Here is a 15,601-nt window from a genome sequence, read left to right as displayed (position 1 = left end):
TTATTGTTTTTTGTTACGATCGTCAAATTTCTTGACAAATTTTCTTCTGAAGAAAAACATAAATACAGCCATTCCAGCAATTACAAAACTTAGAGCGTAAGACTCATTGCCCTCATTCAATTTTGTAACTCCGTCATATATAAAGTAAACTGCAAATGCAATATAAACGTATTGTGTGTATTTTAAATAACCCATAATTTTTATTCGTTTGATTCAATTTCACCACTTATACGCTGTGAATTGATCATTTTAAAATCTTTACTAAAATCTATTCCCTGACCTGTTGATACTCCTTTAGCATCTGTAAGCTTAAATTTTCGTTCTGTATAAAACCATTCGTTTTTCTGATCGAAATACAGCTGTTCAGTCTCTAACATTTGTCCAGTTTCTGACGTAATTTTTACATTTCCTTGCAAATCAATAATTCCGGTTTCCTTATATGAAATTGCGTAATTCGATTTAATAAAGGTACGTTTTTGCTTTTTGTCATATAAAGTAACATCAATTCCTTTTGGGAAATCTGTAAAAGGAAATTCAAGATTCGAATAATCCAGCATTTTCGGACTAATCAAAACACCTGTTATACGTCCAGAATCAGTATATTTTATATTTACCGTGTCAGCATCGCTTCCTGGAACAAATTCTGCAAAGTTACTTCTTTGCACTTCCTTAAAATTACTTTCGCATCCAAAAAACAGTGTCACAGCAAAAACTGTGACAACGGCTATAGTATATCTTTTTGGTAAATTCATTTGCCAAAAGTAGTAAATTGTAGTGAGCTTATAAAAATATAACTAAGGTATTACTCAATTTTGCGCTGTCTAAACCATTTGTCGTTGAAAGAGAAACTTGCACTAAAGTTCAAATAATTCTCTTGAATCAAACCTGCAGAAGTTGTACCTCTTTTTCCAAATTCAATTCCAATATTCACATTTGAAAATGAACCTGTAATTGGAAAACCAGCTCCTAAAGTCATTCCAACATCATTTATTTCTTGATTGTTGATTACCAATCCTGTTTTTTCATATTTCAAACCTGCCCTATAAGTAACTCTGCTGAAATAATTTGTAAATGAATTGTAGTTAGGAATATAATAACCTCCAAGTGCATATTTCGAATATTTCTCATAACGAACATCATCACTTGAATTATAATAATTCTCATATTGTCCGCTACCTTGAAAAGCAAGTGTTGTTCCAACAAGCCATTTTCTCGGAATACCAACTCCCGCTCCAAGCGTCAATTTGCTTCCAAGTTTTATTTTTGCATCAACTGGATCAGCCACAACTGGATCTGGATCTGTATCAACCTCTATAGTTCTCACATTGCTTGCTTTTAATGTACTAGCAAATGTGTAATTCAAACTTGTAAACAACATCATTTTTTTATCAATCTTGGTTTGATACATTGTCCCAAGATTAAAATTAGCACCCGATAAATCAGATTCATTTGTTTCTCTAGTCGCATTTTGCACCCCTGTAATCGCCTCAACACTTGATGTGTTGATTGATCCAAAATTATACTGCACATCTGCTCCAATATTCCAATTTGGTCTAATTTTATATCCTAAACCAAAAAATACCTTGTTAACACCACCTTTTCCTTGAAACTGATTGCTTGTTGCTCCTTCTGTACCAGTATTATCATTGATGATTTTATATCCAACTGAAGACAATGGAACCAAACCAAAAGCCGCTCCAAATTTTCCCATCGGAATTCCTACTGCCAAATAATCAAAAGTCGCTCTTTGCGCTTTTTCTGAGTGGTCAGAATTTTTTAATGTAGCTGTACCAAAACTTCCACCGACCGTAAATGTAGTTTGTCTTAAACTAGCATAACTTGAAGGATTATCAACATTCAAGTGAATACTATCCTGCTCTATTGAAACCCCAGCCATAGATCTGTTTTCTAGAGTACCTTTGAATCTTGCATCTCCAATTCCGTAGAAAGAATATGGTGAAGCTGTACCTTGCTGAGCAAATGAAACGAACGAGATAAGTAAACAAGCACTTATTATAATTTTTTTAATCATTGTCGATTTTATATTGAAATGTTTGGTTCAAACTTTCTAAAAGGAAATTTGAATTGGCAAATATGGTATTTTTTAATCGTTTAGCCAAAAATTCTGCATCACCTCCCGTTAAAATTATTATAAAATTTGAAAACGCTGCTCGATATTCATCGATAAAACCGTCGATCTCATAGACGAACCCATTGACAACTCCCGAATGTATGGCTTGTTGAGTCGAGTTTCCTACATAATTTTCGGGCTCTTCAAAAGTCAGCAAAGGCAGTTTGGCCGTGAATTGATGCAACGATTCATATCGCAATCGAAGTCCCGGCGAGATGGCTCCACCCAAATAATTGTCGTTTTCGTCGATAAAATCGTAGGTAATACAAGTTCCAGCATCGATAACCAATCTGTTTTTTTTAGGAAATTGCAAAGTTGCGCCCGCTGCCAAAATCATTCGGTCAATTCCGAGCGTTTTTGGAGTGGCATATTTATTATGAAAGGGAAAAACATCTTCATGCGTAAAAAAATGAATATTCAGCTGATTTTCGAAAGTCAAAAAAGATTGTTTTTCGACATTTCCGACAGAAGCAACAACCAAATCGGAGCAATTTGGAAAATTTTCTAAAATTTCTTTAATTTTTTTTTCGAGATCGTTTTTCTCAAAAACAAAATTTTCCAACACAGTATCACCCTCAAATACAGCTGCTTTAATTCGCGTGTTTCCGACATCAACAGTTAAAATCATATCTTTTTTTTTACCCTTGCGAAGATACGAATTGATTTTTTTAAAAAAATGTTTTGGATAAACGAAAAATGATTCTATCTTTGCACCCGCATTGAGCACAAGACGGTACCTTAGCTCAGATGGTAGAGCAATGGACTGAAAATCCATGTGTCCCTGGTTCGATCCCTGGAGGTACCACGAAACCCGAATAGCAATATTCGGGTTTTTTGTTTTTATTCCTTTTTCAATATTTAACCGCAAAGAGCGCTAAGATTTACGCAAAGGTTCGCAAAGTTATTTTTAAGCTCTTACTTTTTTTACATTTTTAACTCTTACAATAATAATTCCTTTGCATTATTTCAAAAACTTCCTTAATCGAACTCACATTTTTATCTGAAGTTTTTATTTCATAAAAATCTGTAAAAGGCGAAAAATACTGAACTTTTATTTCATCATCACATTTTACAAGCAAGACATATAAATTGGAATGCCCACCAAATCTGTCACAACTTTGATAATAATTTCCTTTTTCCAAAACTTCCAAAATAAAGCTTAACTTCTTTTTATCTTCTAAAAAAAAATCTTTCTTTTTTACAAAGCCTTCTGACTTAATAAAAAAGCTAAAATCATTATCAAAATCTACTATTAAAAATTGATTGCTGCCGATTCCTTCCTGCCAATGATAAAGCAAAGCGCCTTTTTTTATTTTATCAAAATTCTCAAATTCCTTTTTACAAAAATCACAATCGCCTATAAAACTCAAATATTGATGTTGCACCTCTTCTGACGTCACTGAAATAGCTTTACAATTATATCTGTTTTCTATCTTCGAGACAGCATTTTTTCTGTTTGCACAAGAAATAAAAATCATACAAAAAAACACTATCCTAAGCTGTTTCACTTTTATCGAAATTTAAAATATTTTTCAAATATAAAATTGTTCTGACTAAAATTCCCACTCATAGCTTACAAAGTCAACAAATTAATAGTTTTTGTTAAAAAAATATTAAGTGAATAACAAAATATCTTATATATTCGTAAAACTATATTTTTAGCATTTAATAATTATTAAGTACACAAAACGGTTTTATGAGCAAAACTTCTACAAAAGGTATTTGGAAAGTTATTTCGGCGTCCTCAATGGGCACCATGATTGAATGGTACGATTTTTATATTTTTGGAAGTTTAGCTGTTGTTATTTCAACCAAATTTTTTCCAAGTGATAATCCGGCTGCAGCATTTTTATCGACTTTGGCAACATTTGCTGCAGGATTTGTTGTTAGGCCTTTTGGCGCTTTATTTTTTGGAAGGCTTGGTGATATTATTGGCCGAAAATACACTTTTATGGCAACTTTACTGCTAATGGGAGGCTCAACTTTTTTGATAGGCTGTATTCCAAGTTATGAAACTATAGGCTTTTTAGCTCCTTTGTTGGTATTGGTTCTTCGTTTGTTGCAAGGACTTGCTTTAGGCGGCGAATATGGCGGTGCCGCAACTTATGTAGCTGAACATTCGCCTATTGGGCAAAAAGGGTATTGGACTTCATGGATTCAAACCACTGCTACTGTAGGCTTATTTATTTCATTAATGGTTATTTTGGTCACAAAAAATATACTTTCTGCGGAAGCTTTTGATACTTGGGGATGGCGCGTTCCGTTTTGGGTATCAATTGTAATGGTTGGCATTTCGTATTTAATCCGAAAAAACATGGACGAATCGCCTGTATTTGCAAAAGCCAAGAAAGAAGGAACAACAAGCACGAATCCGTTAAAAGAAAGTTTTGGGAATAGATATAATCTAAAATTTGTTTTGCTGGCCCTTTTTGGCGCGACAATGGGGCAAGGCGTAGTTTGGTACACTGGACAATTTTATGCCATGAGTTTCATGAAAACGGTAATGAATATTGATTCTTCGCAAGTTGATGGTCTCTTAGGAATTGCATTGTTAATAGGAACGCCATTTTTTATTTTCTTTGGATGGCTGAGCGACAAAGTTGGCAGAAAATATATTATGATGACGGGAATGCTTTTGGCAATATTATTTTATAGACCAATTTATAAAATGATGTACGACACAACCGACGTAAAATACAAAACAGAAATTACTGAAAAAACAACCCAAAATACCGAGAGAAAAGAAAACAATGATGCTGTAACTACAATTTCTAAAACCTATACAGATGGCACTTCATATGTGGAAAAGAAAACTGATTTTGCTTCTAAAAAAGAATCACAAAGCAGCATCACGATTAAAATAAATTCTAAAGACGAATGGATGCTAATTTTTCTAGTTTTCATTCAGGTAATATTTGTTACAATGGTTTATGGACCAATTGCGGCTTTTTTAGTAGAGATGTTTCCAACAAAAATCAGATACACTTCAATGTCGCTTCCTTATCACGTAGGAAATGGAATTTTTGGAGGATTGTTGCCTGCAATTTCAACTTATCTTGTAACCCACGCCAAAGCAAATGGAAAACAAGACTTTTATCTTGACGGCCTTTGGTATCCAATTATTATTGCGTCAATCTGCTTTGTAATTGGAATGGTTTACATTGACAATAAAAATAAAATAAATCACCTTTAATGCCTACACCTTATGAACACAGTTAAACAAATTTTAGGTGTTTTATGGATTATACTTTCCATTGCTGCAGCTTATTTCTGCGTGTTTGAATTTGGCTTGCCAAAATTTTTATCAGACCAGCAGGATGATACTGTATTTGGAATTATAACCCTATTCATTCTGACCCCATTAATCGTTTTAGGCTTGGGAACTTTTGGCTATTTTTCTTTGATTGGAGAATACAACGAGAAAAAATAACCAAAACGACTTAACGAAAAAGGGCTGTCTAAACAAATAGACAGCCCTTTTACATTACTAAAAAACCAAATTTTAAAACTTTCTTTTATTTTTTTATAAATTTCATTACCTGAACTTTATTGTTTTCATCGATTGCTTTTACAACATATAACCCTGTTTTTAAATCACTTACATTATATTGAAAATCAACATTTCCGTTTGAAGCAAAACTTTTTACCAGCTGGCCAGTTATTGAATAAATTTGAACTTTAGAAGCGGTAACATTTAAAGTAAAATAATTCAAAACCGGATTTGGATACAATTTTACCGTGCTTGTTTGGTCAAAATCTGGAATGGCTAAATTGGCTGTTTTATTTCCATAAATTCTGTATTCGCCAGGATTTAGACTCATCGTTGCATTAACATCTGTGACGTTTATTGAAGAATTATCCATTAAATTGTACCATATTCCAGTATATTGAAAACCCGTAGAAACGTTTTGTGGAGTTACATCAAAATTGGCCAAAATCAAAACATCTTTCAATTGTGTTGCTGCTAAATTGCTGTTGGTAATTTTAATATTTACTGTCAGTGTGTTTGCGCTTGCCATTGTTGCTGTTCCTAAAAATACAGGTTCAGTTACTTTCATGTTGATCATTTTTGCCCAATCATAATAAATTTTATTACGATTTGTGTCGCCCAACCAATTTTCTGCCCATTGAGGTTGTGGTTTTGTATCTAATTTACAATCTCCAGAAATAGTTGCCGAATTATCATTAACAGTTCCGTCATTACAAGTATAAATTGAGTCATCCCAACCTAATTCACCAAAATGCCAGATCATTTTTGGACCAGGAATCAAAAGTGAAACCGCTCCAATGGCAGACATTCTCGACAAAGCAGTATTTAATGATTTTACATTATACGTTCCAGATGTATTTCCGTACTGTACATTTTTATACATCAAACGTTCTTCGTCGTGACTCTCAGCATAACCCATCAAACGATTTGTTGTAAAACCACGGCTAGAGCTCATCATTCTTGAAATATTGCTGCTTGATGAATATCCCATTGACAATTGATTGTATTGATCTGTCATTTTTCCCCACATCATAACTCCTTTGCTTGGTGTTTCAGCAACGCGGTAATTTGCCCACTGCTGTTCTTCTGAATCAGAACCTAAATGTTCAAAAATCGTGTAATGTGTTGGGTCAAGGCTCCAAGAATAATCAGCATATTTTTTCAAAATATCAACTCTGTCTTGCTGATATGCATTGGTACAAGATTCATCTGAAGCAGTACAAGCCTGTGTAAATCCTTTGGTCAAATCCCAACGGAAACCATCGATTTTGTATTCTTGAATCCATTGTTTTACAACACGCTCTACATAATATTGCGTTTTTGCTGACTGATGATTAAAATCTTCACCTACACTGTAAGTATGTTTAGCAACGGTATTGAAATACGGATTTTCTGAAGTTGGAGACCCAAAACCGTCTCCATCAGGATCGTTCATCCACATTCTAACCATTGGATTTCTTCCAAAAGCGTGGTTCAACGCAACATCAAGAATTACAGCGATTCCGTTTTGGTGGCATAAATCGATAAACTCCTTTAATTTGTCTGATGTACCATAATATTTATCCAAAGCCATGTGGAATGAGGTATTATAGCCCCAGCTTTCATTGCCTTCAAATTCCATTACCGGCATTAATTCGATAGCATTTATTTTAAGTGTTTTAAAATAATCAATTCTGTCAATCAAAGTTTGATAATTTCTTTTAGCATCAAAATCACGAACTAAAAGTTCATAAACAACCAATTTGTCTTTTTCTGGTTTTGTAAAATTAGCTACTTGCCAATTGTATGGTGTTTGTCCTGTTTTTAAAACCGTAACTTCAAAATTTTGTCCTGTTGGATAAACTGGCAAATTCGGATATGAAGCTGCAGGAATTCCTGGATCATCATAAGGAGATAAAACCAAAGTTGAGTATGGATCTGCTGTTTTGACCAAAGCGGGAGAATTTGCCAAAGGCGTGCTCTCTCCTACCCAATATTGATACGTATTATTTGCTCCCGAAACTAAACCCGTTAATTCCAACCAAAATTTTCCAGAAGAAGGATCTTTTTTCATGGCATAAGCCGTTGTTGGCTGCCAATTATTGAAGCTTCCTGCTACATAAACAAAATCTTTTAAAGGTGCGTCTAAAACTAGAGTTGCTTTTGTAGCATCTGCAGTATTATAATTTATTCCGTCAATTAAACCTGCAGGCATTGCCTCAGAAACTGTATTTGGATTTACAACAACCGAGAACTTTTTAGAAATCGTAACCGCCCCCTGAACTGCAACTAATTCATAACTCTGATTGTTTGTAAGATTATTTGCTGTGTAAGAATAACTTGCCGTACTTGCATTAGTATCTATTATCGTTCCGTTTGCTTTTAAAGTATAACTTGCCACTCCATTTGTATTTGTCGCTGCAATATTAAAATTAGAACCTGATGCTATTATTGTAGTACTATTTTCTGCTGGCGAAGTCAAGGTTACTTGAAAAGAACCAACTTCAACTAAAATATCTTGTGATTTTTTGTCTCCAGTTCCATTTTTGGCTTTAATTAAAAAACCAATTTTTCCAATTCCTGTTGTATTGTAATAAACTGTTGGTGTAATTGTTTTCGTGTAAGTATCACTTGCCACATTGTAGGTAAATTTACTTGCGTCGCTCGATGCTTCCCACGAACCGTTGTTTGGTGTTCCTTTTTGAGTTGTATCATTGGTATCAAATGCCCACGCCCACATATATAGAGCATTATCCGTAACACCCCATTTTGATTCATCGAAACTGTTTCCATTAATCGTAATAGTAATAGATATAGTTTCCTCAAAAGCAGCTGGGCTTACAGAATAAGTTACATTTTGCAACTGTGCAAACGAGATTGCCGAAAACAAAAAGAAAAATAATAGTAAAGTTTTTTTCATAATTAATATGGTTATTAAAAAAGGCTATCCGTAGATAGCCTCTTTTTAGGTTTCAACTTATTATTGTTTTACCATAGTATAAGTGTAATTTCTTGGATTACTTAAATCTAAAGTGATCAAATATTTTCCAGCAGATGTACCGATATTAGTTCCACCTTCTTCTAGAGTACCATTAGCACCAGTATCTCCGAAGTTAAGATCCCAGTTTCCGTTGGCTCTAAATTTCAATCCATTATCTGGAGCAGACTGAGCAGTTAAAGTCACAGTAACTGTCCATTTTTTAGTAGCAGGATCGTATGTCATTGGAGTGTCTGTATCCCATCCTCCTGGAGTTGCATTACCAATGATTCCCCAAGTAGTTTTTAAAGTAGCGATTGATAATTTTGTAGGATCAGTATCTGCTTTAATTCTGTAATATCCTGGAGTAGTGATTCCAAGATTTTTAGCAGTACCTGCTGAACTTAATGTACCAGCTGTAGAGCCAGCTCCATAATTTGTTCCTCCCCAACCTGCTTCAGTAGATAATTTGTATCCTTTTCCATCTTGTGTTGGATCTTGTGCAGTTGCGAAATAAACATATCCTTCAAAAGCAGTTTTTCCATATCCTTCAGCAATCAATATTGGAGCAGAAGAATGTGTCCAATCTGATCCGTAGCCACTTGTACTTTGGTATCCACCTGGAACCCATAATTTTGGAGTTTCAGTAGTGTAAGGAGTTACAACAATTCCAACAACATTTGAATACATAACATTTGTACTCACAGCAGATTTTACTCTTACTTCAAAATCACCAGCAACAAATGGAGTTGCTGCTAAAGCCAAAGCCGCCGTGTTTAATTTGCCAACTGAAACTGAAACTTGATTTTGAGATTTTACAGTTCCTAATTCTTTAGGAGTTTTGAAACTGTTTCCTTTTTTATCCATTTCAACTGTATAGGTAATTTCAACATCTCCTCCATAATTTGCTGAATTCCATGTGAAACGCTCCGCTTGAGCATCAGCAGCTTCTGGTTTCAATACATATGCCGCACCACTTTGAGGAGCAGTTAAAACTGGAGAATCAACTCCTTCGATCACAGGTCTATCTTGTACATCTTCAACGCTGCATGATACAGCAACTAATGCTAATAAAGCAATTAATAATTTCGTTATATTTTTCATTTGTTGTATTTTTTTCGTTATTCAGTTAGTTTAGTATCCAGGATTTTGTTTTAAATTTTGATTTGCTCCTAAAGCTCCAGCAGGAATTGGGAATAAATCTCTGTAAGATTGTGTAGAAGTACCTCCAGCCACATTTCCTTTCCATGGCCATAAGTATGAACCTCCACTGAATTTTCCGAAACGGATCAAATCTGTTCTTCTGTGTCCTTCCCAGTAAAGCTCTCTTCCTCTTTCATCTAAAATAAAATTCAAGTTAAGATCTGTTTGAGTAATAATATTTGCTTTTGCTCTTGTTCTTAAAGCATTTACATAAGTCGTTGCAGTTGCCAAGCTTCCGCCTGCACCTCTAACAACACATTCCGCATACATTAAGTAAGCATCTGCAAGTCTGAAGATTGGAAAATCAGTATCTGCAAAGTTCCCTGCTTTATCTGATCCTTGAACACCATTAACATCAACATTTTTAAATTTCATAATTGCATATCCATCAGTAAAGTTTCCAATGTTTGCAATTTCTTTACTTTGTCCATTCGTATAAAACTGAGAACGAGTATCTGTAGTAACCGCTGGGAACTTGTCAACAAAAGCCGAAGTTGTTCTAATACCTCCCCAACCTCCGTTGATACCGTATTCAGATGCCACCATGCTTCCACCAACTGGAGCGTGAACTAAGAATGTTGTTCCACCGTAAGTCTGCGTGTGGATTCCGTCAAAACCAATTGCAAAAATAAATTCTTTCTGCGCACCGTTTTTGTCGTTATCAGCTAAGAATAACTGATTGTAATTATTATGTAACGTATAACCAGAATTGATTACTTTGTCAATAAAAGGAAGCGCTTCAGTATAATGATCTGTACCGATATAAACTTTTGCATTCATGTATAATTTAGCATGCAACATCCAAGCAGCAGCTTGATCAACACGGTAAGCTTCGTTCGTTTTTGGTGTTTTCAAAAGTGGCTCAATAGCTGTAAGTTCCTCATCAATAAACTTGTAGATTTCAGCTCTAGAAGCATAATCTGGATAGTAAAATGTTGTTGGAGAATCTTCTGTTACGATTGATCCTGCTCCAAAAGTATCTACCAAATGCCAGTATGTCATCGCTCTTAAAAAACGAGCTTCAGCGCGGAATACTTTAATATCAGACAATAATGCCGCATCTGTTATTCCTCTTGATGCTAATTTTGCATCTGTCGTTTGTCTTAAAAACTCATTACAGTTTACAATTTGGAAAGAAAAACGTGCAAATGTTGCCGCAATAAATGAATCTGCAGATGACCATGTTTGTGAATGGAAATCTTTAATTGTTCCATCATTCCAAGCAATAACAGCTTCGTCAGTTGTTAATTCTTGCATCATCCAAAAACCTCTAATGTATTGGCTTGTTCCCTCGTCAATTCCAGAAATATCAGGGCTTCCTGCAGGTCCTTGTTGACCAGTTGTAGCAAAACCTGCATATAATTTGGATAAATTTTGTTTGTATGACGCCGGATCTTTAAATAACTCGTCAGCGCTGACAGAATCTCCATTATCAGGTGATTGGTTTAAATCGTCTGTACATGATGAAAACAACATCGTCATCATAAACAAAGAAATACCTATTAATTTTATTTGTATCTTTTTCATTATTCTTGTTATTTGAATTAGAAGTTAGCGTTTAATCCTAACATGAAAGTAATTGGTCTTGGGTATATATTATTATCTATACCATTAGAAATCTCAGGATTTAAACCTTCATATTTCGTAATTGTCAAAACATTTTGCGCTGAAGCAGTTAACTTTAACATTGAAATACCTTTAATTTTTTGATTGAAAGTATATCCAACTGTAACGTTATCTAATTTCACAAAAGAAGCATCCTGTACATAGTAATCAGATTTTAATTGGAAGTTACTTCCTTGTTTAAATCCTGTTTCTAAAAGATTTTCAACACCATTCGATAAATCATTTTGTCTGATTAAGATGTTATTATATGTACCATTTCCTGAATCTACGTTATTGTACATATAGTTCCCCCAAGAACCTCTCCAGTTCATAGAGAAATCCCAGTTTTTGTAATTCAAGGTTGTATAAAACCCGTAAAACACATCGGCTGCTGGTTTATGAAAACGATACATATCATCTTCATTTACTACTCCATCTTTATTACGATCAATAAAAACGCCATCGATTGGTTTTCCAGCCGCATCATAAGCCTGCTCAAATACATAGAATGAATTTGGCGCATAACCTACTTGATTGTTTTGAATTTTATTTCCTGTTCCTCCTGATATATTGTCTCCGGCTTCTAATCCAGGAGTATTATCTTGAGTAGTCGTTAATTTTGTAATTTTTGAATTCTGGAATGTAATATTTCCACCAATTCTCCATTCTAAATTGTCTTTTTTAACCGCAACTACTTCACCAGATAACTCAAGTCCTTTGTTTTTAAGACTACCAACATTGTAATTGTCATAATTAGAAAATCCGAAGAAAGCAGGATTTTGAGTATACAATAACAAGTCATCAGTAGTTCTCTCATAAACATCTGCAGTACCTGTAAATCTATTATTGAAAAGAGCGAAATCCAATCCAACGTTAATTGTAGTAGTCTCCTCCCATTTCAGGTTGCTGTTATAAGGTTGTGGTCTGTAAGTTGTATAGAACGTATTTCCAATTTGATATTGAGCCGCAGTGTTTGATGCTAAATACAATGGAATAGATGGATAAGCACTTCCTATATTTTGTTGACCTGTGATACCCCATCCTCCTCTTAATTTTAAAGAGTTGATGCTTGAAACATCTTTTAAAAAATTTTCTTCATTCAATTTCCAAGCCACAGAAACTGCTGGGAAATTTGACCAACGATATTGTTCTGTAAATCTAGAAGTGCCATCACGTCTTAAAGATACAGTTGCTAAATACTTATCTGCTACTGTGAAATTCGCTCTACCAAAGAATGACTGTAAATTAATGTGTGTTGGAGTAAACAACTCTACTGTATTTACATCATTTTCAAAATTATAGTTTGATTTATTTTTTTCTTCTCTAAAATCTTGATAAGTATAACCACCTGTTACATCGATCTGAGTTTTAATATCTTCAAACAATTTATTGTAATTCAAATACAAGTCCATCAACTTGTTATTTCTCTTCTCTATGTTTACATAAGAGTTGTTGTATCCAGAACCTTTAAGACCATATAAATAATCTCCATTAGTTCCACCAAAACCTCTACCGCTCATTTGGTCGTAACCTAAATTTACTGTAGCTTTTAATTCTGGTAAAAAGTGCATTTTATAATCCAATTGGATGTTTCCAATACTTCTATTAAAAGTACCTAAGTTATTTTGTTGGTTAATCAACGCAAGTGGATTTTTTCCTGCCAACTGATTAAACTCTGTTGGAGATGTCATCCATTGGAAATAAGTTCCGTCAGCATTTTTTACAGACTGAGTTGGATCAAATCCTACAGCTGCTCCAACTGCCCCTGTATTACTATAATTACTGTTAATTATAGAGGTATTGTTGTTTACTTGAACTTTTAAATGTTTGTCAAAAAAGTCTCCATTTAACGAAACTCCTAAAGTTGTTCTTTCAAAATTGTCTCTTAATAAAACTCCATTTAAGTTTGTATATCCTACAGAAGCTCTATAAGTAACATTATCTTTTCCACCACTAGCAGAAATATTTTGATCAGTTCCCATAGCAGTTCTGTAGATTTCATCTTGCCAGTTGGTGTTAGCTTGTCCCATTGCAGCAATTTGAGAAGCGCTTCCATGAGCATTTACGAAATCTCTAAATTGTCCGCTTGACAAAGCATCAACTTGTTGTGTTACTTCTGAAACCTGAAAGTTCCCGTTATAACTTACTTTGATATCTCCCGATTTACCTTTTTTAGTTGTAATAATGATTACACCATTAGAAGCTCTTGAACCGTAAATTGCAGTTGCAGAAGCATCTTTTAAAACTGTTTGTGATTCAATATCATTAGGATTGATTGTAGACAAAGGGTTTCTTCCTCCTTCTACTCCTCCGTTTGCAACAGGAATACCATCGATTACATATAATGGATCGTTGTTTGCACTAAGAGAAGATCCACTACGAATTCTCACGATTGGATCAGCTCCTGGAGATCCTCCTCCGTTAATAATTTGCAAACCAGCTACTCTACCTTGAATCATTTGATCAGCAGATTGCACCGGTCCTCTATTAAAATCTTTTGCACCTAAAACTGTTACAGCTCCTGTCGCATCTTTTTTCTTAACAGTACCGTAACCTACTTGTACAACAACCTCTTTAAGTTGGTTTGTGTCTTCTTCTAGTATAACGCTTACTGTTTTTTGTCCAGAAAAAGTAATAGTACTACTTACATAACCAATAAATGACACGACAATTTTATCACCATTTTTTAAATTTGGCAATTGAAATTTTCCGTCAAAATCTGTAGAAGTACCTCCTTTAGAGCCTTGTACATTTACATTTACTCCCGGAATCGGCTGCCCAGTTGCCTTATCGACAACAGTTCCATTTAATGTGCTTTGAGCTAACACAGTAAACGGCAGCAGTAGGAATAAAAATAACAACTTTTTGTAAATTGTTTTCATACTTTTTGTTTAAATTAGTTTGAGTTTGTGATTGTTAGTTAAGTTTTTAATTTTACTTCGAATTTCAAAATTATGAATTTATTAACACGAACAACCGATGGCAATTTTTATTGGTTTACGAAAACGTGGTAGTGTTGAAAACTTTCTATTTTTTGTAATCTTTTAAGTCAAAAATTGCCAATACCAAAAATATTAACCACCTTTATTATCAATTAGATTTTTTCTAAAAAACACTATGAAACGCAAAATAACCTTAAAACAGATCGCAAAGGAACTTGACGTATCTATCTCAACTGTCTCAAAATCACTTAGAAACAGCCTTGAAATAGGTGAAGAAACTCGCTTAAAAGTGCAGGCTTTTGCCAAGTTTTACAACTATAAACCCAACAATATTGCCCTTAGTCTTAAAAACCGAAAAACTAAAAGTATTGGCATCATCATTCCGGAAATTGTACACCATTTTTTCTCTACTGTAATCAATGGAGTTGAGCAAGTTGCCAACGAGCACGGATATAGCGTAGTAATCTGTCTATCAGACGATTCATTTGATAAAGAGGTTTTGAATATGGAAATGTTAGCCAACGGAAGTATCGACGGTTTTATCATGTCCTTATCTAAAGAAACTCAGTTTAAAGGCGATTTTCATCATATTACGGAAGTTATCAATCAAGGAATGCCTGTAGTTATGTTTGATCGTGTAACCAATGATATTTTGTGCGACAAAGTTATTATTGATGATAAAGCAGCGGCATACGAAGCCGTTCAGAGCTTAATTGATAATGGACGAAAAAAGATCGCATTAGTAACTACTGTCGATTATGTAAGTGTGGGAAAACTACGAACTGATGGCTATGAAAAAGCACTTTTGGACAACGGAATTCCTTTTAATGAAGATTTGATCATTAAAATCGAAGACGTTGATACTTGCGAAATTACTATTTCCGAGCTTTTGCATGCCAGAGCTTTTGATGCTGCTTTTGCAGTAAATGAGCTTTTTGCGGTAACCATTATCAAAACAGCCAACAAAATGGGATTAAAAGTTCCCGAAGATTTAGCTGTAATTGCATTTACTGACGGAATTATCTCAAAATACTCCACTCCAAGCATTACAACCGTAAGTCAAAGTGGAGAAAAAATGGGAAATAAAGCTGCAAAAATGCTTATCGAAAGACTTGAAGCCGAACATGACGATGACGAAGAAGAAAATGAAAACTATACCACAGAAGTCATAGAAACTCATTTAATAAAAAGAGAATCTACTGACTAATTTTCTTAAAATCAACACATTCTAAAGCCATAAAAAATATTTATGGCTTTTTTATTAGCTTAAATAA

General features: G+C 34.3%; 12 protein-coding genes and 1 tRNA gene. 4 read left to right on the top strand and 9 right to left on the bottom strand.

Annotated features, from left to right (window positions below):
• Genes SCB73_RS08890 through SCB73_RS08875 form a run of 4 tightly spaced genes read right to left on the bottom strand, consistent with a single transcriptional unit; the run spans position 1 to position 2,759 of the window.
• Positions 1-195, bottom strand: a complete 195-nt coding sequence (locus tag SCB73_RS08890) for a hypothetical protein (protein WP_320569692.1) — start codon at positions 193-195, stop codon at positions 1-3.
• A gap of 5 nt (positions 196-200) precedes the next feature.
• On the bottom strand, positions 201-752 hold the full coding sequence (gene lptC, locus SCB73_RS08885) for an LPS export ABC transporter periplasmic protein LptC (RefSeq protein WP_320569691.1): 552 nt from the start codon (positions 750-752) through the stop codon (positions 201-203).
• Positions 753-802: 50 nt separating this feature from the next.
• Complete coding sequence (locus tag SCB73_RS08880; RefSeq protein ID WP_320569690.1) at positions 803-2,032, bottom strand: hypothetical protein; 1,230 nt, start codon at positions 2,030-2,032, stop codon at positions 803-805.
• The gene (locus SCB73_RS08875) at positions 2,025-2,759 is read right to left on the bottom strand and encodes a type III pantothenate kinase (protein WP_320569689.1); all 735 of its coding nucleotides are present in this window, start codon (positions 2,757-2,759) and stop codon (positions 2,025-2,027) included. The genes SCB73_RS08880 and SCB73_RS08875 overlap by 8 nt, the downstream gene beginning before the upstream one ends.
• A 104-nt stretch (positions 2,760-2,863) precedes the next feature.
• Here SCB73_RS08875 and SCB73_RS08870 point away from each other — a divergent pair.
• A tRNA-Phe gene (locus tag SCB73_RS08870) sits at positions 2,864-2,936 on the top strand.
• Positions 2,937-3,063: 127 nt separating this feature from the next.
• Here the strand turns inward: SCB73_RS08870 and SCB73_RS08865 are convergent.
• A complete protein-coding gene (locus SCB73_RS08865; RefSeq protein ID WP_320569688.1) occupies positions 3,064-3,639 on the bottom strand; it encodes a hypothetical protein in 576 nt (191 codons plus the stop codon).
• Positions 3,640-3,827: 188 nt separating this feature from the next.
• On the opposite strand from SCB73_RS08865, the gene SCB73_RS08860 reads away from it, so the two are divergent.
• Both SCB73_RS08860 and SCB73_RS08855 read left to right on the top strand, forming a co-directional pair.
• Positions 3,828-5,324 carry an MFS transporter gene (locus SCB73_RS08860; protein WP_320569687.1) on the top strand — a complete coding sequence of 499 codons (1,497 nt, stop codon included), beginning with the start codon at positions 3,828-3,830 and terminating at the stop codon, positions 5,322-5,324.
• A 12-nt stretch (positions 5,325-5,336) separates the two neighbouring features.
• Complete coding sequence (locus SCB73_RS08855; protein WP_320569686.1) at positions 5,337-5,561, top strand: DUF6814 family protein; 225 nt, start codon at positions 5,337-5,339, stop codon at positions 5,559-5,561.
• 85 nt (positions 5,562-5,646) lie between these two features.
• Here the strand turns inward: SCB73_RS08855 and SCB73_RS08850 are convergent, their stop codons facing one another.
• The 4 genes from SCB73_RS08850 to SCB73_RS08835 are packed head-to-tail and all read right to left on the bottom strand — an operon-like array spanning position 5,647 to position 14,267.
• Positions 5,647-8,520: an alpha-amylase family glycosyl hydrolase gene (locus tag SCB73_RS08850; RefSeq protein WP_320569685.1), complete on the bottom strand. Its 2,874-nt coding sequence runs from the start codon at positions 8,518-8,520 to the stop codon at positions 5,647-5,649.
• Between the two features lie 60 nt (positions 8,521-8,580).
• Positions 8,581-9,681 (bottom strand): SusE domain-containing protein, encoded by a 1,101-nt coding sequence (locus tag SCB73_RS08845; protein ID WP_320569684.1) that lies wholly within the window; start codon positions 9,679-9,681, stop codon positions 8,581-8,583.
• Positions 9,682-9,711: 30 nt separating this feature from the next.
• Entirely contained in the window at positions 9,712-11,307 is a 1,596-nt protein-coding gene (locus SCB73_RS08840) for a RagB/SusD family nutrient uptake outer membrane protein (protein WP_320569683.1), read from the bottom strand.
• A 17-nt stretch (positions 11,308-11,324) separates the two neighbouring features.
• Positions 11,325-14,267 carry a SusC/RagA family TonB-linked outer membrane protein gene (locus SCB73_RS08835; protein WP_320569682.1) on the bottom strand — a complete coding sequence of 981 codons (2,943 nt, stop codon included), beginning with the start codon at positions 14,265-14,267 and terminating at the stop codon, positions 11,325-11,327.
• Between the two features lie 235 nt (positions 14,268-14,502).
• On the opposite strand from SCB73_RS08835, the gene SCB73_RS08830 reads away from it, so the two are divergent.
• A complete protein-coding gene (locus SCB73_RS08830) occupies positions 14,503-15,534 on the top strand; it encodes a LacI family DNA-binding transcriptional regulator (RefSeq protein ID WP_320569681.1) in 1,032 nt (343 codons plus the stop codon).
• Positions 15,535-15,601 lie beyond the last annotated feature (67 nt).

The organism is Flavobacterium sp. KACC 22761, assembly GCF_034058155.1.
Classification (GTDB): Bacteria; Bacteroidota; Bacteroidia; order Flavobacteriales; family Flavobacteriaceae; genus Flavobacterium.
The sequence above is the reverse complement of the archived record's forward strand: the minus strand, read 5'-3'. Positions and strand labels throughout refer to the sequence as shown.

Excerpts from the sequence above, each read along its gene's own strand:
- SCB73_RS08890 (WP_320569692.1), bottom strand. The coding sequence starts at position 195 with ATGGGTTATTTAAAATACACACAATACGTTTATATTGCATTTGCAGTT.
- lptC (WP_320569691.1), bottom strand. The coding sequence starts at position 752 with ATGAATTTACCAAAAAGATATACTATAGCCGTTGTCACAGTTTTTGCT.
- SCB73_RS08880 (WP_320569690.1), bottom strand. The coding sequence starts at position 2,032 with ATGATTAAAAAAATTATAATAAGTGCTTGTTTACTTATCTCGTTCGTT.
- SCB73_RS08875 (WP_320569689.1), bottom strand. The coding sequence starts at position 2,759 with ATGATTTTAACTGTTGATGTCGGAAACACGCGAATTAAAGCAGCTGTA.
- SCB73_RS08860 (WP_320569687.1), top strand. The coding sequence starts at position 3,828 with ATGAGCAAAACTTCTACAAAAGGTATTTGGAAAGTTATTTCGGCGTCC.
- SCB73_RS08855 (WP_320569686.1), top strand. The coding sequence starts at position 5,337 with ATGAACACAGTTAAACAAATTTTAGGTGTTTTATGGATTATACTTTCC.
- SCB73_RS08850 (WP_320569685.1), bottom strand. The coding sequence starts at position 8,520 with ATGAAAAAAACTTTACTATTATTTTTCTTTTTGTTTTCGGCAATCTCG.
- SCB73_RS08845 (WP_320569684.1), bottom strand. The coding sequence starts at position 9,681 with ATGAAAAATATAACGAAATTATTAATTGCTTTATTAGCATTAGTTGCT.
- SCB73_RS08840 (WP_320569683.1), bottom strand. The coding sequence starts at position 11,307 with ATGAAAAAGATACAAATAAAATTAATAGGTATTTCTTTGTTTATGATG.
- SCB73_RS08835 (WP_320569682.1), bottom strand. The coding sequence starts at position 14,267 with ATGAAAACAATTTACAAAAAGTTGTTATTTTTATTCCTACTGCTGCCG.
- SCB73_RS08830 (WP_320569681.1), top strand. The coding sequence starts at position 14,503 with ATGAAACGCAAAATAACCTTAAAACAGATCGCAAAGGAACTTGACGTA.